At 54.7% G+C, this 19574-nt stretch carries 19 protein-coding genes; 8 read left to right on the forward strand and 11 right to left on the reverse strand.

Features of this window, described 5'->3' with window-relative positions; all coding sequences use genetic code 11:
- Window positions 1-255: 255 nt before the first annotated feature.
- Both hutU and hutH read right to left on the reverse strand, forming a co-directional pair.
- Entirely contained in the window at window positions 256-1938 is a 1683-nt protein-coding gene (gene hutU, locus G5574_RS19845; protein ID WP_006118568.1) for a urocanate hydratase, read from the reverse strand.
- Between the two features lie 10 nt (window positions 1939-1948).
- Window positions 1949-3505, reverse strand: a complete 1557-nt coding sequence (gene hutH / locus G5574_RS19850; RefSeq protein WP_164483082.1) for a histidine ammonia-lyase — start codon at window positions 3503-3505, stop codon at window positions 1949-1951.
- 303 nt (window positions 3506-3808) lie between these two features.
- On the opposite strand from hutH, the gene hutC reads away from it, so the two are divergent.
- Window positions 3809-4564: a histidine utilization transcriptional repressor HutC gene (gene hutC, locus G5574_RS19855; RefSeq protein ID WP_039341448.1), complete on the forward strand. Its 756-nt coding sequence runs from the start codon at window positions 3809-3811 to the stop codon at window positions 4562-4564.
- Here hutC and G5574_RS19860 read toward each other — a convergent pair.
- Window positions 4548-5093, reverse strand: a complete 546-nt coding sequence (locus G5574_RS19860) for a HutD/Ves family protein (protein WP_110267751.1) — start codon at window positions 5091-5093, stop codon at window positions 4548-4550. The two genes, hutC and G5574_RS19860, sit on opposite strands and share 17 nt — an antisense overlap.
- The gene (locus G5574_RS19865; protein ID WP_110267750.1) at window positions 5090-6445 is read right to left on the reverse strand and encodes a formimidoylglutamate deiminase; all 1356 of its coding nucleotides are present in this window, start codon (window positions 6443-6445) and stop codon (window positions 5090-5092) included. Before G5574_RS19865 ends, G5574_RS19860 begins: the two co-directional genes overlap by 4 nt.
- 84 nt (window positions 6446-6529) lie before the next feature.
- Between G5574_RS19865 and hutI the strand changes: the two genes are divergently transcribed.
- Both hutI and hutG read left to right on the forward strand, forming a co-directional pair.
- Window positions 6530-7747, forward strand: a complete 1218-nt coding sequence (gene hutI, locus G5574_RS19870) for an imidazolonepropionase (protein WP_110267749.1) — start codon at window positions 6530-6532, stop codon at window positions 7745-7747.
- Window positions 7744-8532, forward strand: a complete 789-nt coding sequence (gene hutG, locus G5574_RS19875; protein ID WP_110267748.1) for an N-formylglutamate deformylase — start codon at window positions 7744-7746, stop codon at window positions 8530-8532. The genes hutI and hutG overlap by 4 nt, the downstream gene beginning before the upstream one ends.
- A gap of 191 nt (window positions 8533-8723) precedes the next feature.
- Here hutG and G5574_RS19880 read toward each other — a convergent pair whose 3' ends face one another.
- Window positions 8724-9353: a flavin reductase family protein gene (locus G5574_RS19880; protein WP_369974373.1), complete on the reverse strand. Its 630-nt coding sequence runs from the start codon at window positions 9351-9353 to the stop codon at window positions 8724-8726.
- Between the two features lie 325 nt (window positions 9354-9678).
- On the opposite strand from G5574_RS19880, the gene G5574_RS19885 reads away from it, so the two are divergent.
- Both G5574_RS19885 and rlmF read left to right on the forward strand, forming a co-directional pair.
- Window positions 9679-10785 carry an SDR family oxidoreductase gene (locus G5574_RS19885; RefSeq protein ID WP_162286260.1) on the forward strand — a complete coding sequence of 369 codons (1107 nt, stop codon included), beginning with the start codon at window positions 9679-9681 and terminating at the stop codon, window positions 10783-10785.
- A 206-nt stretch (window positions 10786-10991) separates the two neighbouring features.
- The gene (gene rlmF, locus G5574_RS19890) at window positions 10992-11915 is read left to right on the forward strand and encodes a 23S rRNA (adenine(1618)-N(6))-methyltransferase RlmF (protein ID WP_033737779.1); all 924 of its coding nucleotides are present in this window, start codon (window positions 10992-10994) and stop codon (window positions 11913-11915) included.
- Between the two features lie 80 nt (window positions 11916-11995).
- Here rlmF and glnQ read toward each other — a convergent pair whose 3' ends face one another.
- The 5 genes from glnQ to rhtA form a co-directional block, all read right to left on the reverse strand.
- Entirely contained in the window at window positions 11996-12718 is a 723-nt protein-coding gene (glnQ, locus tag G5574_RS19895; RefSeq protein ID WP_039341430.1) for a glutamine ABC transporter ATP-binding protein GlnQ, read from the reverse strand.
- Window positions 12715-13374 (reverse strand): glutamine ABC transporter permease GlnP, encoded by a 660-nt coding sequence (gene glnP, locus G5574_RS19900; RefSeq protein ID WP_033737688.1) that lies wholly within the window; start codon window positions 13372-13374, stop codon window positions 12715-12717. Before glnP ends, glnQ begins: the two co-directional genes overlap by 4 nt.
- 78 nt (window positions 13375-13452) lie before the next feature.
- Entirely contained in the window at window positions 13453-14199 is a 747-nt protein-coding gene (gene glnH, locus G5574_RS19905) for a glutamine ABC transporter substrate-binding protein GlnH (RefSeq protein WP_110267746.1), read from the reverse strand.
- Window positions 14200-14530: 331 nt separating this feature from the next.
- Window positions 14531-15034, reverse strand: a complete 504-nt coding sequence (gene dps / locus G5574_RS19910; protein ID WP_033737686.1) for a DNA starvation/stationary phase protection protein Dps — start codon at window positions 15032-15034, stop codon at window positions 14531-14533.
- 320 nt (window positions 15035-15354) lie between these two features.
- Window positions 15355-16266: a threonine/homoserine exporter RhtA gene (gene rhtA, locus G5574_RS19915; protein ID WP_033737685.1), complete on the reverse strand. Its 912-nt coding sequence runs from the start codon at window positions 16264-16266 to the stop codon at window positions 15355-15357.
- Window positions 16267-16635: 369 nt separating this feature from the next.
- Here rhtA and ompX point away from each other — a divergent pair, with 369 nt between their 5' ends.
- Window positions 16636-17148 carry an outer membrane protein OmpX gene (gene ompX, locus G5574_RS19920; RefSeq protein ID WP_164483083.1) on the forward strand — a complete coding sequence of 171 codons (513 nt, stop codon included), beginning with the start codon at window positions 16636-16638 and terminating at the stop codon, window positions 17146-17148.
- Between the two features lie 396 nt (window positions 17149-17544).
- Here the strand turns inward: ompX and G5574_RS19925 are convergent, their stop codons facing one another.
- Window positions 17545-17730 (reverse strand): hypothetical protein, encoded by a 186-nt coding sequence (locus tag G5574_RS19925; RefSeq protein WP_133745104.1) that lies wholly within the window; start codon window positions 17728-17730, stop codon window positions 17545-17547.
- A 212-nt stretch (window positions 17731-17942) separates the two neighbouring features.
- On the opposite strand from G5574_RS19925, the gene mntR reads away from it, so the two are divergent.
- Together mntR and G5574_RS19935 are read left to right on the forward strand one after the other, a co-directional pair.
- Entirely contained in the window at window positions 17943-18401 is a 459-nt protein-coding gene (gene mntR / locus G5574_RS19930) for a manganese-binding transcriptional regulator MntR (protein ID WP_033737682.1), read from the forward strand.
- A gap of 24 nt (window positions 18402-18425) precedes the next feature.
- Window positions 18426-19535, forward strand: a complete 1110-nt coding sequence (locus tag G5574_RS19935; RefSeq protein WP_054634256.1) for an SLC13 family permease — start codon at window positions 18426-18428, stop codon at window positions 19533-19535.
- Window positions 19536-19574 lie beyond the last annotated feature (39 nt).

Here is a 19574-nt window from a genome sequence, read left to right on the forward strand (position 1 = left end):
CGTTTCACGCACAGAAAGCCAATACCGATAAGGCTGTCTTAGCAGGACGGATCGGCCAGCAGGGGCACGGCACAGGCTCCCGGTAAGATCCATCGTACTCTGGCATTCGATGACGCCGTGGGTTCAACACGGTTTATGGGCGTATCATCCGGATTGTCCTAGGTTCATTACCGTCTGACGTGGCTCGATGTGACAGCAGGCTGGGGCTGTGCGGTTCCGGCATGGTGCTCGCCGGAACCGCGCGTTTTGATACCGTTATTGCATCGGTAAGTTCAGTCCGTGCTTTTGGGCACAGGTCTGCGCCAGTTCATAGCCGGCATCGGCATGGCGCATCACGCCAGTGGCGGGATCGTTCCACAGCACGCGGCCCAGACGCGCATCTGCCGCTTCACTGCCGTCACACACAATCACCACGCCGGCGTGCTGAGAGAAGCCCATGCCCACACCGCCGCCGTGGTGCAGACTGACCCAGGTCGCACCGCCCGCCGTGTTAAGCAGGGCGTTCAGTAATGGCCAGTCAGAGACCGCGTCCGAACCGTCTTTCATCGCTTCGGTTTCACGGTTGGGCGAAGCGACGGAACCGCAGTCGAGATGATCGCGGCCAATGACTATCGGCGCTTTCAACTCGCCGGTGCGCACCATGTCATTAAAGGCCAGCGCCGCAAGATGGCGTTCGCCCAGCCCCAGCCAGCAGATACGTGCCGGTAACCCCTGGAAAGCGATGCGTTCCTGCGCCATATCCAGCCAGCGATGCAGCGTTTTATGTTCAGGGAAGAGCGCTTTGAGTTTAGCGTCCGTTTTATAGATATCTTCCGGATCGCCAGACAGGGCCACCCAGCGAAACGGTCCTTTGCCCTCGCAAAACAGGGGACGGATATAGGCGGGCACAAAACCGGGGAAATCAAACGCGTTGCTGACACCTTCATCCAGCGCGACCTGGCGGATATTGTTGCCATAATCCACAGTAGGGATGCCCATGTGACAAAAGTCGAGCATCGCCTGCACATGCACCGCCATGGAGGCGCGGGCGGCTTTTTCTACGGCTTTAGGATTCGCCTTACGTTCCTGCTCCCAGCGCGACACATCCCAGTCAATCGGCAGATAGCCGTTGACGGGATCGTGCGCCGAGGTTTGATCGGTCACGATGTCCGGCTTCGGCCCACCGGCTTTGGCGCGTTTCACCAGCTCCGGCAGGATTTCTGCCGCGTTGCCTAACAGACCCACGGAGATTGCCTTCTTCGCCTGCGTGGCCGCGTGGATTAACGTCAGGGCTTCATCCAGCGAGGTGGCTTTGTGATCGACATAGCGGGTGCGTAAACGGAAATCGATACGCGATTCCTGACATTCAATGGCCAGCACGCAGGCCCCGGCCAGCACGCCGGCCAGCGGTTGGGCACCGCCCATGCCGCCTAATCCGGCCGTCAGGATCCAGCGTCCACTTAAATCATTGTTGTAATGCTGACGTCCGGCCTCGACAAACGTCTCGTAGGTGCCCTGTACAATCCCCTGCGCACCGATGTAAATCCAGGAACCGGCGGTCATCTGGCCGTACATCATCAGCCCGGCCTTATCGAGTTCATGGAAGTGATCCCAGTTGGCCCAGTGCGGCACCAGATTGGAATTAGCCAGCAGTACGCGTGGCGCATCCGCATGGGTGCGAAACACGCCAACCGGCTTGCCCGACTGGATCAGCAGGGTTTCGTCGGGTTGCAGCACCTGTAGCGAACGTAAAATTTGCTCAAAGCATGCCCAGTTACGCGCGGCTTTACCAATCCCGCCATAGACCACCAGATCCTCCGGGCGCTCTGCCACATCGGGATCGAGGTTGTTCTGAATCATGCGGTAGGCCGCTTCAATCAACCAGTTTGCGCAGTGCAGTGTATTTCCACGCGGCGCACGAATCTCGCGTGCTACCACTTTTGCCAGGGTTTCGCTCATGACGGATTCCTTATTCAACTGAATGGGTGCCCATGCTGGGTAACAATGCGGTGAGTGCCTGCGGCCAGTCGCAGCGGCTTGCCCACTGGCGCATCGCTTCGATGTCCGGTGCCAGCAGGCGGTCTTCCTCAAGGAAGGCGACGCGTTCGCGGATCGTGCCAATGGCCTGTTCTATCAGTGCAGAACTTTGCAGGGGACGATGAAACTCAATGCCCTGGGCCGCTGCCATGGCTTCAATGCCGACTACCGCCGCGCTGTTAAAGCACATGTCGCCCAGTCGGCGGGCGGCATAGGTGGCCATCGACACGTGATCTTCCTGGTTAGCCGAGGTAGGCAAACTGTCGACGCTGCCGGGATGCGCCAGCGATTTATTTTCGGAGGCGAGCGCCGCCGCGGTGACCTGAGCAATCATAAAACCGGAGTTCACGCCGCCGTCGCGGACCAGGAAAGGGGGCAGACCGGACAAACCGGTATCCAGCAGCAGGGCCAGTCGACGTTCAGAGATGGCGCCCACTTCGGCGACGGCCAGGGCAATAATGTCTGCGGCAAAAGCCACGGGTTCAGCATGGAAGTTGCCACCGGAGATCACATCACCGGTTTCGGTGAACACCAGCGGGTTATCGGACGCGGCGTTGGCTTCAATCTGCAGGATGCGGGCGGCATGGCTGAGGTTATCCAGGCACGCTCCCATGACCTGGGGGACGCAGCGGACAGAGTAGGGATCCTGCACGCGCCCACAATGGGTATGAGAACCCAGGATCTCGCTGCCTTCAATCAGGGCGGTGACGGCGGCCGCCACGGCAATCTGGCCATGCTGGCCACGCGCCTGATGAATACGCGCGTCGAACGGTTTTAATGAGCCTTTAATCGCTTCCAGCGACAGCGCGCCCGCCATTAAGCCTGCGGCAAACAGATTTTCCGCTTCGAACAGGCCGCGCAGGGCCAGCGCAGTCGATACCTGGGTACCGTTGAGTAAGGCCAGCCCTTCTTTGGGACCCAGCACAAACGGCGTCAGGCCCACTTTTGCCAGACCTTCCGTCGCCGGAATGCGTTCACCGTTGACCCGTACTTCACCTTCACCCAGCAGCATCAGCGACATGTGCGCCAGTGGGGCCAGATCGCCAGAGGCCCCCACCGATCCTTTGGCGGGAATGCACGGCATCACGCCCGCATTGAACAGGCCCAGCAACGCCTCCACCAGTTCAATCCGCACGCCAGAATGACCACGGGAAAGGCTGATGATTTTGCTGGCGACCACCAGGCGCGTCACGTTATCGGGCAGAAGTTCCCCCAGGCCGACGCTGTGAGACAGCACCAGGTTTCGCTGCAGATCGGCAAGACGGCTGGCGGGGATTTGAGTCTGCGCCAGTTTACCGAAACCGGTATTGATGCCGTACACCACGCTACCGGAGGCCACAATCGCTTCAACGGTTTGTTGCGCTTCAGTGATGGCGCGGCGAGCGCCGTCATCAAGGCTGAGTGTGACGTTGCCTTGATATATTGCGCGCAACATCGCGAGATCGACCTTGCCTGGCACCAGACGTAATCCCTGAGACGAACCTGACATACTTTGCTCCTGTCTATACAAGGGTTGGCTTATTCGCTGGCCGTTCTGTTGACCCGAATAGCGGAATAACGCGAGTGAAACATAACTGTCTATTCTTGTCTATACAAGTTGCAATCGGCATGCCAGAACGATCACAAAATTGATCAGGCATTAACAGAGGGCTAACGTGGGCAGCAGGCGGGTTTCCTGCACCGCTGTAAGGCAGCAGGTGCACGGTTTACGTGCCGATCTCAGGCTGGAATGTATATACATCCAGCCCGTCAGGCAGTAAACTTTGGGCATTATCAGCTTAAGGAATACGATATGGCCGAGCACACGGCAATTGCACAACTGGCAGCGGCCATGAGTGACGAACCCGCACCCATCTATCAACGGGTTAAACAGGCAATCATCAGCCAGATTCGTGAAGGCCACTGGAAAGCTAACCAACGGGTGCCTTCAGAAAGCGAGCTGGTGAATGAGCTTGGCGTAAGTCGTATGACGATTAACCGGGCATTGCGGGAATTAACCAGCGAAGGATTTCTGGTACGTATGCAAGGCGTTGGTACGTTTGTCGCGGAGATGAAAGGCTACACAGCCATGCTTGAGGTGCACAACATCGCGGATGAAATTGCGCAGCGGGGTCATCAGCACAGCTGCAAAATTCTCACGATTGGTCAGAATAAAGCCGATCCGGAGCAGGCTTCCGTTCTGGGCCTGACAACCGGACAAACGCTGTTTCATTCTCTGATTGTGCATTATGAAAATGACATGCCGGTGCAGCTGGAAGATCGGCTAGTGAATCCACAACTGGCCCCGGATTACCTGGCCCAGGATTACCACACGCTCACGCCTTATACGTACCTGATGCGCGCGGCACCGTTGACGGCGGGTGAACATATCGTTGAGGCGGTGATGCCGGATGCGCGACAGCGTAAATATCTGGCGATTGATGAGCACGAGCCTTGCCTGCTTATCCGTCGCCAGACCTGGAGCGATAACAAGATTGTGACCTATGCGCGTTTACTCTATCCCGGCTCGCGTTACAAGCTGCTGGGGCGCTTTAAAGGGCACGGGTAAGACGAATAAACAGTAACCTCGCATCCTGGCTGTCCGGCTGCAGTCGGGTGGGATGATCGACCCACCAGACGCCCTGCTGCTCCGCTAATGGCGCATCGTGAACGATGCGCCATTCTCCTGCCAGCACCCATGCCACACCGTGCTCGCTGCTGACGGCGTCGGTGACGACGTCAGCCTGTGCCCGCCATTCGCCTCGTCGTGTCATGATGTTAAAATCCTGACTGGGCGCTTTACCCTGCAACTGAGCCTCAAGTGCCTGCTCCCCCGCAAAAGCCCAGGGCTTTTCCGGCAACAGGCGATGCGCGACGTTCTCGCCACGCAGCAGAACAGGGCTGCCGTTTAGCAGAGTGATAATGCGATCGACACCGGTAAACGCCGAGAAGGGGCCGTCGCTGGCGATGGTGGCAATACTGGCGCGCCAGGCGAAGTCGTTTGCCCCGGGCGGATAGCCGATAATTACACGTGTTTCGCCACCGCCGTTGCGCCAGCGACTGACGGGTAAGCTGTCTAAAGAAAAAACGCTTCTCATCGCAACGCTGCCATTGCCTGCGCGAAACGGGCTGCACAGGCTTCTTCTTCTGCATGATGGCCATCGCTGATCACCCGGTTACCCGCCACATACACGTCGCGAATCTGCTCGCGCTGGCCAGCAAACAGCCAGCGATTGAGCAGGGCAGACTCATCCACACTGCCCAGCCAGGCGTCATCGCGTAATACCAGCCAGTCGGCGCGTTGCCCGACGGCCAGCGCCCCACTCTTTATTCCGCAGGCCTGGGCACCGCCCGCCGCGGCCTGTTGCCACAGCAGATCGCCGACTGAGGGCTGGTCGGGCAGCGTGATGCGATTGCGACGACGGTCGCGCAGGCGTTGGGCATATTCAAGCCAGCGCAACTCCTCCTGAACACTGAGCGAGACATGACTGTCAGAGCCAATGCCCCAGCGTCCGCCCTGGGCGATATAGTCCACGGCGGGAAAAATACCGTCACCGAGGTTGGCTTCCGTGGTCGGGCAGAGCCCGGCAACCGCACCGCTGGCGGCAAGGCGCGTCACTTCGCTGTCATCAAGATGCGTTGCATGAATCAGGCACCAGCGTGCATCGACATCGAAACGCGTCATCAGCCAGCTCACCGGACGCTCGCCGCTCCAGGCCAGACTGTCATTGACTTCCTTCTCCTGCTCGGCGATGTGAATATGGATGGGTAACGTGGTCTCGCTGGCGCTGAGCACGGCATGCATTTGCGCTTCACTGACGGCGCGCAGTGAGTGAAAGCAGAGGCCTGCGTTGTGCAGGGGTTTATCTTTTATCCATGTCTGAAGACGTACCTGCTGTTGCAGATAGCTGTCGGTCTGCTGAATAAAGCGCTTTTGTCCCGGCACCGGCGGCTGAGCGCCAAAACCGCTGTAGCTGTAAAGCACCGGTAGCAACGTCTGACCTATGCCTGCCGTCTCTGCCGCCGCAATAAGCTGGCGCAGCATGGCATCGTCCGCATAAGGTTTACCGTCAATATCGTGATGCAGATAATGAAATTCTGCGACCTGGCAATAGCCGCCTTTTAGCATATCGATATACAGCAGGGCGGCGATATCACCTACCTGCCCGGGCGTCAGACGCTGCACCATGCGATACATCCGATCGCGCCAGGTCCAGAAGCTGTCCTGCGGATCGCCCGCCACTTCAGCCAGACCGGCCATGGCACGTTGAAAAGCATGTGAATGCAAATTCGCAATAGCGGGAATCACGTTACCGGCTAAACGTGTCGCTTGCCTGTCATCACCGTCGGGCGTAATCGCATCAATCATGCCCGCCGCGTTGACGCTGATACGCACCTGTTTATGCCAGCCTCCGGCCAGCCATGCGCGTGGCGCAAAAAAAGTTGCCATGGTTGATCCTCAAAGGATGTAGTTGTATATACATATACATACTTTAAAGTTTGCTGTAAACGGCAAGCGCATTGTGAGGCGGGAATGGCAGAAAAACTCCAGGTAGACAGCGTGTGGAGCGGGGCAGATGTGGTAACCATGCAAAGCGGCCACTATCATCTTATCGAACAGGGTGCGCTGGCAGTAAAGGCGGGCAGGCTGGTATGGGTTGGGCCCGCCGCCGCGATGCCGGCTTTTGAGGCGCGTGAACATCATCGTCTGCCGGGCGGGATCATCACGCCGGGTTTAGTGGACTGCCACACGCATCTGGTTTTTGGTGGCGATCGCAGTCAGGAGTTTGAGCAGCGCCTCAACGGCGTGAGCTATGCCGATATTGCGGCCCAGGGCGGCGGCATCCTTTCTACCGTTCGGGCCACCCGTGATGCCAGTGAACAAACGTTAGTAGAGACAGCCCGCTGGCGGTTGAATCGCTTGCTGGCCGAGGGCGTGACCACCGTCGAGATTAAATCCGGCTACGGTCTGGATGAAGAAAGTGAATTACGTATGCTGCGTGCCATTCGACAGCTCAGTCAGGAGGTGGCTGCGGATGTGCAGGCCACCTGCCTGGCCGCTCATGCGGTTCCGCCCGAATTTAAACAGGATCCCGATGGCTGGATCACGATCATCTGTGACCGCCTGTTACCTCAGATCAGCGCCGAAGGCCTGGCGGATGCGGTGGATGCATTCTGCGAACATCTGGCGTTTACCCCGCAGCAGGTCGCCCGGGTATTTGACCGGGCAACGGCGCTGGGCATGCCGGTGAAACTGCATGCCGAGCAGCTTTCCTCTTTGGGCGGAGCGGCGCTGGCCGCCCGTTATGGCGCGCTGTCCGCCGATCATCTGGAATATGCAACGGAAACGGATGTTCAGGCAATGGCAGAACAGGGTACGGTAGCCGTGTTATTGCCCGGCGCGTTTTATCTGCTGCGGGAAACGCAGCGCCCGCCGGTAGCGTTGTTCCGACGCTATGGTGTGCCCATGGCACTGGCGAGTGATGCCAACCCCGGCACATCGCCCGCGCTGTCGCTGCGCCTGATGCTGAATATGGGCTGCACCCTGTTCGGCATGACACCGGAAGAAGCGCTGGCAGGCGTGACCCTGTGGGGGGCAAAGGCGCTGGGGCTGGAGGCAAGTCACGGTTCGCTGGAGGCGGGAAAAGTGGCCAGTTTTGTTCACTGGCCGCTGGCCCGCCCGGCGGAACTGGTTTACTGGCTGGGCGGTGAACTGCCCTGTACCGTTATCTACCGCGGAGAAGTACAATGACACCTTTTCATTTTACCCAAGGGACTATCCCGCTGCTGGTCAGTATTCCCCATGCCGGCACGATGTTAACACCGGAAGTTGAAGCCGGGCTCAGCGATGCCGCCCGTGACTTACCGGATACGGACTGGCACATTCCACACCTTTATGATTTTGTGCGTGATATGGGAGCCAGTCTGGTTATTGGCCGCTACTCACGCTTTGTTGTCGATCTCAATCGTCCCTCAGACAATCAACCGCTTTATACGACCGCCACCACCGGCCTGTTTCCGGAAACCCTGTTTGACGGCACGCCGACATTTGTTGCGGGCAAAGCCCCCACGGATGCACAGCGACAGGGATATATTCAGACAATCTGGCAGCCTTATCATCAGCAGATCCAGCAGACGCTGGCGCAGATGAAAGCGGAATTTGGCTATGCGCTGCTGTTTGACGCCCATTCGATTGCCAGTGAAATTCCACGACTGTTTGACGGTCGCCTGCCGGATCTCAATATTGGTACCAATGACGGGGCCAGTTGCAGCAATCGCGTCATCGACGGGCTGACATCGGTATGCAGCGCGCAGGATCGCTATAGCTGGGTTGTCAATGGCCGTTTCAAAGGCGGCTACATTACGCGCGCTTACGGTCAACCCGATCGGCAGATCCAGGCGGTGCAACTGGAGCTGTCGCAAATCAATTATATGGACGAGACACCGCCCTTTACCTGGCATGAAGCCCGCGCGGCAGAACTGAAAAAAGTCCTGAAGCCGCTTTTACACAGCTTTGTGGCGCAGGGCAAGGGCTGACGGCGACGTTCGTGATGCGTAGCGCCCGCCTGTCAGACGCAGGAATGCCACAGTAAAGCGCACTGGTCCGCGACGCGCCTGGCGGCAACGGCGCGAAGTCGTTACCCGCTGGCAGGACGATCGCTGGCTGGCACCTGAGATCGCCCGTGCGGTCAAAACGTTACGAACGCATTCGGCAGAACTGCTCTGACTTAGCTGCGGCGCGCATCGGGCCGCACCAGGTCAAAGCGCTGTGCTTCACTAATGCCGTAATACGCGCTGGGTCCACCGGCGCGTAAAATCGGTTCCGCTTTCGCCGTCTGATAAATACCGTTTTCCAGCAGGCTTTCGTCAATATGGATGGCAACGGCTTCGCCCAGCACCAGCCAGCTGTCGATGGCGCGCCCGCCGGCATCCTGTAACTGAATCAGTTGTGTCAGCCTGCATTCAAAATTCACCGGACTTTCCTGTACCAGACAGGCCTTGACCTGCGAGGCGGCCAGAGGGGTTAAGCCTGCCAGGGCAAACTCGTCCTGATCGGCTGGGGCAGAAATTGAGCTTTCATTCATGGCCTCCGCCAGCGGTCGGGTCGCCAGATTCCAGACAAATTCTTTTGTTTCAGCGATGTTTTGCGCACTGTCTTTCCAGCCGCTGCTGGCGAAGCCAATAATGGGCGGCTGGTAATTGAAACAGTTAAAAAAACTGTAGGGCGCAAGGTTGCGCACGCCTTTGGCGCTGGTGCTGCTGATCCAGCCTATTGGACGTGGGCCAATGATGGCATTCAGTGGATCGTGAGGCAAACCGTGTCCGGCGCGGGGCTGATAGGAATAGCGTTTATGCATCGTCATCTCCTGGATAAAAACAGAGTCTAGCCTGGCCTGTCCGCCATGCGTTAAACCGTCAGAGCCGCACCGCTTTTTTGCGCATTGTTAACCAGATTAGTCTGGTTCAGCGACAGGAGGGAATGTTCTGTACTACAGCGTTAATAACTTTAAATATCAATATCTTAATTATTTATTTGATGAGCAATCCGCGAAAAGATGTGTTTAAAAAGTAAACGAAAGTTAAACGGAATCATTTTATACATTTTGTGCTAATGAAAGTTTCGTATTTGTTTAACGAAACTGAGGCATTATGCAATCTCATCAATTGTTCTCGTGGTCGAATATGAAAAAAATTCTTGTTACAGGATCTTCTGGATTCGTTGGTGGTGCAGTCGTGGCAGAATTGCTGATGCGCCAGGATGTTGAGTTATTGCTGCTCGTCAGAGCCAGCGATGCTAACCAGGGACTGGAGAGGGTTAAAGATAATTTAACCAAGTTTTCATGTTCGGCGCAGGCGATTGCGCGCCTGACAGCAGATCAGATTCTGGTCGGCGATTTGCTGGCCCCGGAGCTTTTCCTGGATGATGCGCGCATCGATCAGATCAGCCACGTTATCAACTGCGCAGCGATTGCGTCATTTGGTGAGAATAACGATATCTGGCGCGTCAACGTGGAAGGGACGTTTAAACTGGCCGCCAGAATGGCAGCCTTGCCTGAGTTTGTTAAATTCGTCCACGTCGGCACGGCGATGTCGTCTGCCCCGGATCACGGTGAGATTGTAAAAGAAGATCTGGTGCTGTCTTCACGCGAAGATCACATTGTCGATTACACCTATTCCAAGTCGTATATCGAAAATAAGATCAAACAGGAATTGCCGCATCTGCCACTGGTCATCGCGCGTCCGTCCATTGTGGTGGGCCACTCTCAGGAAGGGTGCACGCCGTCAGGCAGCATCTTCTGGGTGTTTAAAATGGTCATGAAGCTGGAGAAATTCCTCTGCTCACTCGATGACCGTGTTGATGTCATCCCGGTAGACTACTGTGCCAAATCGCTGGTGTTCCTGATGGATCATGGCTGCACCAAGGAGATGGTTTATCACATCTCTGCCGGCGAGCGCAGCAGTAATACCTTCTCTGAAATTGATTCGGCTTTTGCCAGTGCAGAAAAAAGTGCCCCGTTGGCACCGAATTATCTGCAGGTTGATTTCAGCGAAATCGTTAAAGAGCGTAAGAACTTTAAAAAGATCTACGGACCCTGCAACGAACGTCTGATGTTGCGCGCAATGCGTCTTTACGGCGAGTTCGCCCGTCTGAATGTAGTGTTCTCTAACGACAAATTACTGCGTCTGGGCATGAGCTCACCGCCAGGATTCACCAGCTATATTGACCGCTGTGTTGAAACCACCCGGGGCATGCCGATTCAGGATTTAATGCGCGTCGATTTTAAATAATCCCGCAGACTTAACGCCCCGCCAGCATTGTTGCTGGCGGGGCGCATTTTGCTTTTTTGCTCACCTCGCTTTCCTGCAACGACGCCGTACCCTCGCGATTTCGCACGTCCGCAACGTCGGCCTGCTGGCCGCTCTGTCCGAGAATGCGGTTTATTTTCTGCCCGCCACAGCGTATTGTACGCGCGCCTGAAAATATGAGAGAACGTATGAAAAAGTCTGCCAGCCCGTCCCCTTTCCATGCCCGTAACCGCCACCAGGGTGAATATGATTTTGCCGCGCTGACGGCAGCGCACCCGCCGCTGGCAGAAAAAGTCCGGCCCAACGGCTATGGCGTCATGTCGGTGGACTTTGCCGATCCTGAAGCGGTCATGCTGTTGAATCAGGCGCTGCTTAAACGGTTCTACGGCCTTGACTGGCAACTGGCGCCTGGTTCGTTGTGCCCGCCCGTGCCGGGGCGCGCTGACTATCTTCACTACCTGGCCGATTTACTGGCACTGGACAACCAGGGCAGGATCCCGCCGGCGGACATCCTGGATATTGGCTGCGGGGCGAACTGTATTTATCCCCTGATCGGCGCGGCGGAATATGGCTGGCGTTTTACCGGCACGGATATTGATGACGCGGCACTAAAAACGGCGACAAAAATTGTCGCGGCGAACCCGGGCATGCAACGCCTGATCCGCCTGCGTCGGCAAAAAAATCCCGCCGTGGTGCTGAATGGCGTGGTGAATAAGAATGAAAACTTCCATGCGGTCATCTGCAATCCGCCTTTTCACGCTTCTGCGGCAGAGGCGGCGGCCGGTTCACAGCGCAAAACGCGCAACCTGGGACTGGCACCGGCTGCACCGCTGAACTTTGGCGGCCAGCACAATGAATTGTGGTGCGAAGGGGGAGAAAAGGGCTTTGTCGGGAAAATGATCGCTGAAAGCGCCAGTCTGGCTCAGCAGGTCGTCTGGTTTACATCGCTGGTATCGCGCAAAGAGCATTTACCCGCGCTGGAGAAACAGCTGAAGGCGCTGGATACCCAGGTGGTACGTGTGGTCAATATGGCGCAGGGGCAGAAGCAGAGCCGGTTCCTGGCTTGGAGCTTTATGTCCGCCGCCCAACGCGCGCAGCGATTGTCCCGCTAACGCAGGCGCTTGCGTCAGTTCGCTGCATCATCGTGTGGCGTCGCCAGAGAAAAACGGGCCGCCTGCCGGCCCGTTCGCGCTCAGGAAACGTGCTGTAAAAATTCGCGCAGACGTTCGCTGGGCGGATCACTGATCAGACGGTCCGGATCGCCGTCTTCGGCAATGCGGCCTTTATCAATAAAGATCAGGCGCGACGCCACTTTCCGGGCAAAACCCACTTCGTGTGTGACGATAACCATTGTCATGCCTTCTTCAGCCAGATCCTGCATGACTTTCAGCACTTCGTGACGCAGTTCTGGGTCCAGCGCGGAGGTGGGCTCATCAAACAGCATCATTTTGGGTTTCACCGCCAGTGCCCGGGCAATCGCCACGCGCTGTTGCTGTCCACCCGAAAGCTCAGAAGGGAAATGGTTGGCGCGCTCGGCCAGGCCCACTTTCGCCAGCAGGCTATGGGCCAGTTTTCGTGCGTCTTCTTTGCTGGCACCGCGAACGCGAATCGGGCCAAAAGCCACGTTATCCAGCGCACTCATCTGCGGGAAAAGGTGGAACTGCTGAAACACCATGCCGGCTTCCTGACGAATAAGGCGATCGTCTACTTTGGGATCGTTAACGTTCAGGCCATCGACGATCAGTTCGCCGCTGGTGATCTCTTCCAGCTTGTTGATGCAACGCAGCAGCGTCGATTTACCCGAACCGGAGGGGCCGATAATCACGACGACTTCACCCTGATTAATCTTCAGGTCGATATTGTGCAGCACCTGGGTTTGGCCAAAATGCTTTGAGACGTTTTTAAATTCAATCACAGGATTTTCACCCTTTTCTCAATACGGCGCAGCACAAAGCTCAACACCAACGTAATCACAAGATAAATAACGGCCACAGCGCTCCAGATTTCCAGCGCGCGGAAGTTACCGGCAATAATTTCCTGTCCCTGGCGGGTCAGTTCGGCCACACCGATCACAATAAACAGCGAGGTGTCCTTAATGCTGACAATCCACTGATTGCCCAGCGGGGGCAGCATACGACGCAGCGCCAGCGGCATGATGACGTAGCGCAGGGTTTCGCGGCCTGACAGGCCCAAAGCCAGCCCGGCCTCGCGAAAGCCTTTGTTAATGGACAGGACCGCACCGCGGGTAATTTCCGCAATATAGGCACCCGAGTTAATCATAATGGTTACCACCGCGGCGGTGAACGGATCGATGCGCAAATCCGGGAACGCCATAGGCAGGGCAAAATAGATGAACATAACCTGCACGACGATGGGCGTACCGCGAATGATTTCAATAAAAACCAGGGCGATATTATTGCTCAGCCAGCCACCGTATGCGCGGGCAAAACCCGCGACCAGGCCGATGATCAATCCACCGACCAGGCCAATAATGGAAATAATTAAGGTCAGTTTTGCGCCTTCGAGTAGCGCGGGCATGGCTGGCCAGATGACGCTCCAGTCAAAATCCATGGTGAAACTCCGCTGTTGTTGCGATGGAAAAAAGCAGGGACAGGGTCCCTGCTGAAAAATAAAAAACGGGCTCAGTGATTATTTCGGTTCAGTTCCGAACCACTTTTTATAGAGTTGATTGTAGGTACCGTTCTCTTTAAGCGTTTTCAGCGCGCCGTTCACTTTTTCACGCAGTTCATCACTGCCTTTCGGGAACGCAATGCCGTACTGCTGGGCTTCAATAGAATCACCTACAGCTTTGAAACGGCCTTTACCTGCGGTGTTGATGAAATAGAGGATATTGGGCGTATCGTGCAGCACTGCGTCAGCGCGGTTGGTGCCCAGTTCCATGTAAGCGTTATCGATATTCGGGAACTGACGCAAATCTTTCGTTTTAATGTGCGCCTTCGCATAATCTACGGAACCCGTGCCGCTCTTCACCGCCACCACTTTGCCGTTCAGATCGTCAATGCCTTTGATGTCTTTCTCGTTGTTACGCACCATGACCAGCAGACCGCTTTTGTAGTAGCCATCAGAGAACTCAATGGCTTTCTTGCGCTCGTCAGTAATGGTAATGCCGGCCAGTGCCACATCAACGTTGTGCGTCTGAAGGGCAGGGATGATGCCGCTGAAGTCCATCGGCTTCAGGGTGTAATCCAGTTTCAGTTCCTTCGCAATGGCATCCCATAAATCCACGTCAAAGCCGACATATTTGTCACCTTGTTTGAATTCAAACGGGACAAAAGCCGTATCGGTGGCGACGATCAGTTTCTTTTCTGCTGCGGGAGTGGAGAGAGAGAAGGCCAGCGCCAACGCGGCCACAGAGATGTTAAATAGCGATTTCATCATTTTTCCTTATTGCGACCAGGCACAGGGCCCGGGTTTGCGAGCTATCATTTGCGGGCTATCATATGAAAAAAGTATGCCAACTTTTCAAAATGTAAAAAACATAATGATCAGGAGATCATCGCTGACACGATTCTGCAACCTGTCGCGCCGATGCACCATTATGGTGGTCCATCATGGTGCGAAGCGCTAAAGTGGTGCAGGAGTAGTGTGCATCAGAAGGCGAAAACGGGAAGGGCGCAGCGTCAGAAATGTTAACAAAGTCATAAATTATAGTAATACAGACGTAAAAAAGGCGGGTTTCCCCGCCTGGTAATAGCCTGTAAAACCGTTATTCGATATTAGACTCAATGAACCACAGGAATTTATCCAGGTCACGAGAAGCCGCGGTAAAAATATCGGCGGTATCTTCATCTTTCACTTCAGAAATCGCTTTGCGCGTATCGTTAGCCACCACAGCATAACGGTCGGCCAGCGCTTTCAGATGATCCTGTACGCTGTGGATATTAAGCGGATAGCTTTTCAGTGGCGTTTTATCGTTGACGACCTGAGTGGTACCCAGTGCTACACCACCCAGTTGCACCACGCGTTCCGCGATAGTGTCCTGATGATCGGTGATGGTGGTACGGAAACCGTCCAGCATTTCGTGCACACCGATGAAGTTCGCGCCGCGCATGTTCCAGTGCGCTTGCTTAGTGATCAGGGACAGATCGATGAACTCCACGACCAGGCGATTGAGCACCTCAATGGTGGCGCGCTTTTCGTCATCTGCCACGTCATTACGGGTATAAAGTAGATCAGAAGATTTTGTTTTAACCAGTTTAGCGGTACTCATTGTTTCAGTCCTCTCTTTCAATGGTTGTCCTATCAAGTACGAAACTAAGTATAGCAGCGATTTGCCGCCTTGCAGGATTGACTTAATCAATGGATGAAATAGCATTCACCTTAGCGTGCGTGGGTGCGCGGGTGAAATAGTTAATAAATTGTTAAAGTTAAAATTTCATAAAGCACTTTAAATACATATGGTTAAATAAAAATTCAATCGAATGATTTTTATCTGTATTAAATATTAACTTTCTATTACACATTAACTGAAATAATTATCGGCATGAGAGTTATTGTTATTTAGCCTGCCTTTCAGCAGGCGGAAACCTGTTATTTCTTTTTATTATCAGATAATTCTATTGCATTTAACTGGCGCTTTCTGGGACGCATGGTCAGGGTAGCGCCGGACGAGGCCAGGATAATCGCCAGCAGCGCCAGACACTGCACGCCAGAAAGGCTCTCATTCAGATAAAGCATGCCAGACAGCGCCGCCACCGCAGGCTCAAGACTCATCAGCGTACCAAAAATGCGCGCAGGTAAACGGGTCAGTGCCATCATTTCCAGTGAATAGGGAAGCGCCGTTGAAAGAAAGGCCACTAAAATGGCAACCGGCACGACGCTCCATTGCCAGATGCCGCTTGCGGCAAACGTCAGCCCTACGGGAACAAAAATCAGCGAAGCGATCAGGGAGCCGATGGCGACCGTTGCCGCGCCGTGCTCTGCGCCCGCGCGCTGCCCTGACAGAATATAGACTGCCCAACAGACACCGGCACCGAGCGCAAATAGTGCACCTATCGGATCGACGGAGGTAATACCGGTACTGAACGGCAGTAAAAACCACAGCCCAATGACCGCCAGTATGACCCAAAGAAAATCGAGTGGCCGACGTGAGCCGAGCAGCGCAAGCGTAAGCGGGCCAACAAACTCCAGCCCGACCGCGATGCCAAGCGGTACCGTCCGAATAGACAGGTAAAATAAAAAGTTCATCGTACCCAATGCTAAGCCATAAATAATCAGCGGCATGCGCTGTTCAGGACGAAAACGCAGTCGCCAGGGCTTGAAGATGAGGCAAAGGATGACGGTGCCAAAGCCAAGGCGCAATGCGGTGATGCCGGTGGCACCCACGGTGGGAAAAAGTGTTTTTGCCAGTGAGGCGCCGCCCTGAAGCGACAACATCGAGATAAGTAACACGACGACAGGGAGTAAAGCTGGCGTGAGCGATTTGAGTGGCGAAACTGACATCCTGTTGATACTTCCCAATCAATGAGCTAACAAGATGACCAGTGTAAAGGAAATGTTGGTCAAAAAGGGGACGTAAACTGATTTTAATTTTGTCTGTTTGCCTGCTTTTTAATCAGTTTTTCCGGCTGAAAAGTAAATTAATGTCAGGTTTTTTTAGGAATTTACTTAAAGAATGAAAATTTGTTTGGGGTCATTATTGCAAGGATATGACGGTTTTTATAAGAAAAATGAATGACATAGGAAACTCCATTAACTTTCTGTTACACCAAACACTGTGTTAGACAACAAAATGCGGGCAGAGTTTCTCGCTATTTTTTGTTATATTTTTAGCGTTGTCAGGAGAGAAGTACTTTCACATTTGAGGTGGTTATGAAAAAAATTGCATGTCTTTCAGCATTAGCCTGTGTGTTAGCAGTCGCAACAGGTTCCGCCATGGCACAGAGCACCGTAACCGGTGGCTACGCACAGAGCGACTACCAGGGCTTTGCTAACAAAGCAAACGGCTTCAACCTGAAATATCGCTATGAAGACGGTTCTAACCCACTGGGTTGGATCGGCTCATTCACTTACACCGAGAAAGATCGTACCGAAGACGGCATTTACAATAAAGGCCAGTACTACGGTATCACCGGTGGTCCAGCATTCCGTCTGAATGACTGGGCAAGCATCTATGGTGTGGTTGGTGTTGGCTACGGCAAATACCAGGCTAACGACACCACTTCACGCGACAAAGCTGACACCAGCGACTACGGTTTCTCTTACGGCGCAGGTATGCAGTTCAACCCAATGGAAAACGTTGCACTGGACGTTGGCTATGAGCAGAGCCGCATCCGTAGCGTTGACGTTGGCACCTGGATTGCTGGCGTAGGCTACAGCTTCTAAGCGAGCTTAGTCGAGATTAAAAAAACGGCCCTCTTCAGGGCCGTTTTTATTGGTAACAAAAACCCGCGCTAATAACCTGCCTTTGTCTTTGTCTTTGTCTTTGTCTTTGTCTTTGCCACCGCGACTGTCCCTGTATCTGTCTTCTCCGCGCCGCATTACGTTCTGACATTAACCCGCGCCCCGGACTTCCCTGGCAGGAAGCCTTTTTTCCAGGCCCGCACAGAATAAAAGAAGGGCGCCTTACACAGCGGCTGTATTTTGACGCTTACCTTTACAGGAACAGCGCTAAGCGCAGGGCACAGGTGACTAGATCAGAAGCGTGGATCAATGCAGGCGCGCGGCGAGGAAAGGAAAACAGGCCGCGCGTGGGTAATGAATCTGAATGTGAAAACGGATTCAGCCGCGCCAGATCAGTTTTTGGCAGTAGCGTGTTTCCGGCTGCTGGCCCAGCAGACGCTCAATAAGCATGAGGCGCAGCGTAAAAGGGGAGCGCGTCAGCAGGCACCACCAGGATTTTCCTGATGTTATTTTTTCGGCCTGGAAGCATTTGCTGCAGTCGATACAGCTTTTCAGAGTGCTCATAGCATCACCTCCCATAAAATTTAACGCAACGGTAAGCAGAGATCGTGCTTTAATGCATCACTCTGTTTACATTATCGGCAAATATAGCACTGGCTATACCGTTTAGCCAAGGCTAACGACGAAAAATTTGAGCTTATTTGCGCCTGGTTTACAATGAGCGCAGCTAAATCCACACGGAAGGGCTGGTGTGGAAAAAATAAAGAGGAAGCTGAATGAGTCGTCGTGCCAAAAGCGTGGTTTCTGCCCCGCAAGGACCACTAAAAGATATTGAAGAGCATGTCGAAGGTTTTCGGCAGGTGCGCGAAGCGCATCGTCGTGAACTGATTGATGACTATGTTGAGCTAATCTCTGATTTGATTGGTGAGTTTGGCGAGGCGCGCCAGGTCGACATGGCCGCGCGTTTGGGGGTTTCGCAACCGACCGTCGCCAAAATGTTAAAGCGGTTAGGAACTGCCGGCCTGGTCGAGCAGGTGCCTTATCGCGGCGTCTTTTTGACGCGTGAAGGGGAAAAGCTGGCTGAAGAGAGCCGCGCCCGCCATCACATCGTTGAAACCTTCCTGTTAGCGCTTGGCATTAGTCCGGAAACGGCACGCCGCGATTCTGAAGGCATCGAACATCACGTCAGTGATGAAACCCTGGCCGTATTCCAGAAATTTTACCAAAACAATTAATCCTCAGTTAAGGCGCCGGACATCATGCCCATTGTGCTTCGCTCATTTCTGCATGACCATATATTGCACTTGTTAGTCGTTGTTGGGGTTGTTCTGCTGTTTCTTGCTCATTACCACTGGGCGGATCTGCCTGCCGCAGTGGACTGGCACACCATCATCACCCTGAGTGGGCTGCTTATCCTCACCAAGGGGTTAGAAACCAGTGGGTATTTTGATGTTCTGGGCGGTCGGTTAATTGCGGGGTTTAAGCATGAGCGCACGCTGGCCCTGTTTATGGTGCTGGCGGCGGCGGTGCTCTCGACCTTCTTAACCAACGATGTGGCCCTGTTTATTCTGGTGCCGCTGACGCTGACATTGCGCAAGTTTTCCCATTTACCGATTTCCCGCTTAATCATCTTCGAAGCGCTGGCCGTAAATGCCGGTTCGTTGCTGACGCCGGTGGGCAATCCGCAGAATATTTTGCTGTGGAGCCACGGCTCGCTGAGTGTAGTCGGTTTTATCTGGCAAATGACGCCGCTGGCCGTCTGGCTGCTGTTAAGCCTGCTGGTCGTCACCTGGTTTAGTTTTGCCAAACGCGCGATTGAAAAACATGAGAACGCAGAACAGCACAGCTGGCAGAAGCCGCTGTTTGCCGTCAGTCTGGCGCTTTACGTCTTGTTTATCGCCGCGCTGGAGTGGCACCTGACCGGCTGGGCGCTACTGCTGATTCTTGTCTGCTTTTTTATTATGGCGCGCCAGGTATTGCTGAATATCGACTGGAGCCTGCTGGTGGTCTTTATCGTCATGTTCCTGGACGTGTTCTTGCTGACACGCTTGCCTGTTGTGCAGGCCCATTTTGATGCGATTGCCCATCTTGCCAAAGGGGAGCTTTACCTGTTGGCGATTGGCTTGTCACAGGTGATCAGTAATGTGCCTGCCACGATCCTGCTTTTGCAGAAAGTGCCGCCTTCAGACGTCCTTGCCTGGGCGGTCAATATCGGTGGGTTTGGCCTGCTACCGGGTTCGCTTGCCAACCTGATTGCGCTGCGCATGGCGAAAGATCGTGCCATCTGGTGGCGCTTCCATCTGTTCTCCGTTCCCTTACTCGCATGGTCGATGCTGACCGGCTGGCTGTTGCTCAAACTGGTTGCCTGACGCGAACCTGTCCTGCCCTCGTGGCAGGACGTGCGAACT

Source organism: Pantoea stewartii, from assembly GCF_011044475.1.
Lineage (GTDB): Bacteria > Pseudomonadota > Gammaproteobacteria > Enterobacterales > Enterobacteriaceae > Pantoea > Pantoea stewartii.

What these genes read in the sequence shown, in the direction of transcription:
- hutU (WP_006118568.1), bottom strand. Translation starts at nt 1,938, where the DNA reads ATGAGCGAAACCCTGGCAAAAGTGGTAGCACGCGAGATTCGTGCGCCG.
- hutH (WP_164483082.1), bottom strand. Translation starts at nt 3,505, where the DNA reads ATGTCAGGTTCGTCTCAGGGATTACGTCTGGTGCCAGGCAAGGTCGAT.
- hutC (WP_039341448.1), top strand. Translation starts at nt 3,809, where the DNA reads ATGGCCGAGCACACGGCAATTGCACAACTGGCAGCGGCCATGAGTGAC.
- G5574_RS19860 (WP_110267751.1), bottom strand. Translation starts at nt 5,093, where the DNA reads ATGAGAAGCGTTTTTTCTTTAGACAGCTTACCCGTCAGTCGCTGGCGC.
- G5574_RS19865 (WP_110267750.1), bottom strand. Translation starts at nt 6,445, where the DNA reads ATGGCAACTTTTTTTGCGCCACGCGCATGGCTGGCCGGAGGCTGGCAT.
- hutI (WP_110267749.1), top strand. Translation starts at nt 6,530, where the DNA reads ATGGCAGAAAAACTCCAGGTAGACAGCGTGTGGAGCGGGGCAGATGTG.
- hutG (WP_110267748.1), top strand. Translation starts at nt 7,744, where the DNA reads ATGACACCTTTTCATTTTACCCAAGGGACTATCCCGCTGCTGGTCAGT.
- G5574_RS19880 (WP_369974373.1), bottom strand. Translation starts at nt 9,353, where the DNA reads ATGCATAAACGCTATTCCTATCAGCCCCGCGCCGGACACGGTTTGCCT.
- G5574_RS19885 (WP_162286260.1), top strand. Translation starts at nt 9,679, where the DNA reads ATGAAAAAAATTCTTGTTACAGGATCTTCTGGATTCGTTGGTGGTGCA.
- rlmF (WP_033737779.1), top strand. Translation starts at nt 10,992, where the DNA reads ATGAAAAAGTCTGCCAGCCCGTCCCCTTTCCATGCCCGTAACCGCCAC.
- glnP (WP_033737688.1), bottom strand. Translation starts at nt 13,374, where the DNA reads ATGGATTTTGACTGGAGCGTCATCTGGCCAGCCATGCCCGCGCTACTC.
- glnH (WP_110267746.1), bottom strand. Translation starts at nt 14,199, where the DNA reads ATGAAATCGCTATTTAACATCTCTGTGGCCGCGTTGGCGCTGGCCTTC.
- dps (WP_033737686.1), bottom strand. Translation starts at nt 15,034, where the DNA reads ATGAGTACCGCTAAACTGGTTAAAACAAAATCTTCTGATCTACTTTAT.
- rhtA (WP_033737685.1), bottom strand. Translation starts at nt 16,266, where the DNA reads ATGTCAGTTTCGCCACTCAAATCGCTCACGCCAGCTTTACTCCCTGTC.
- ompX (WP_164483083.1), top strand. Translation starts at nt 16,636, where the DNA reads ATGAAAAAAATTGCATGTCTTTCAGCATTAGCCTGTGTGTTAGCAGTC.
- G5574_RS19925 (WP_133745104.1), bottom strand. Translation starts at nt 17,730, where the DNA reads ATGAGCACTCTGAAAAGCTGTATCGACTGCAGCAAATGCTTCCAGGCC.
- mntR (WP_033737682.1), top strand. Translation starts at nt 17,943, where the DNA reads ATGAGTCGTCGTGCCAAAAGCGTGGTTTCTGCCCCGCAAGGACCACTA.
- G5574_RS19935 (WP_054634256.1), top strand. Translation starts at nt 18,426, where the DNA reads ATGCCCATTGTGCTTCGCTCATTTCTGCATGACCATATATTGCACTTG.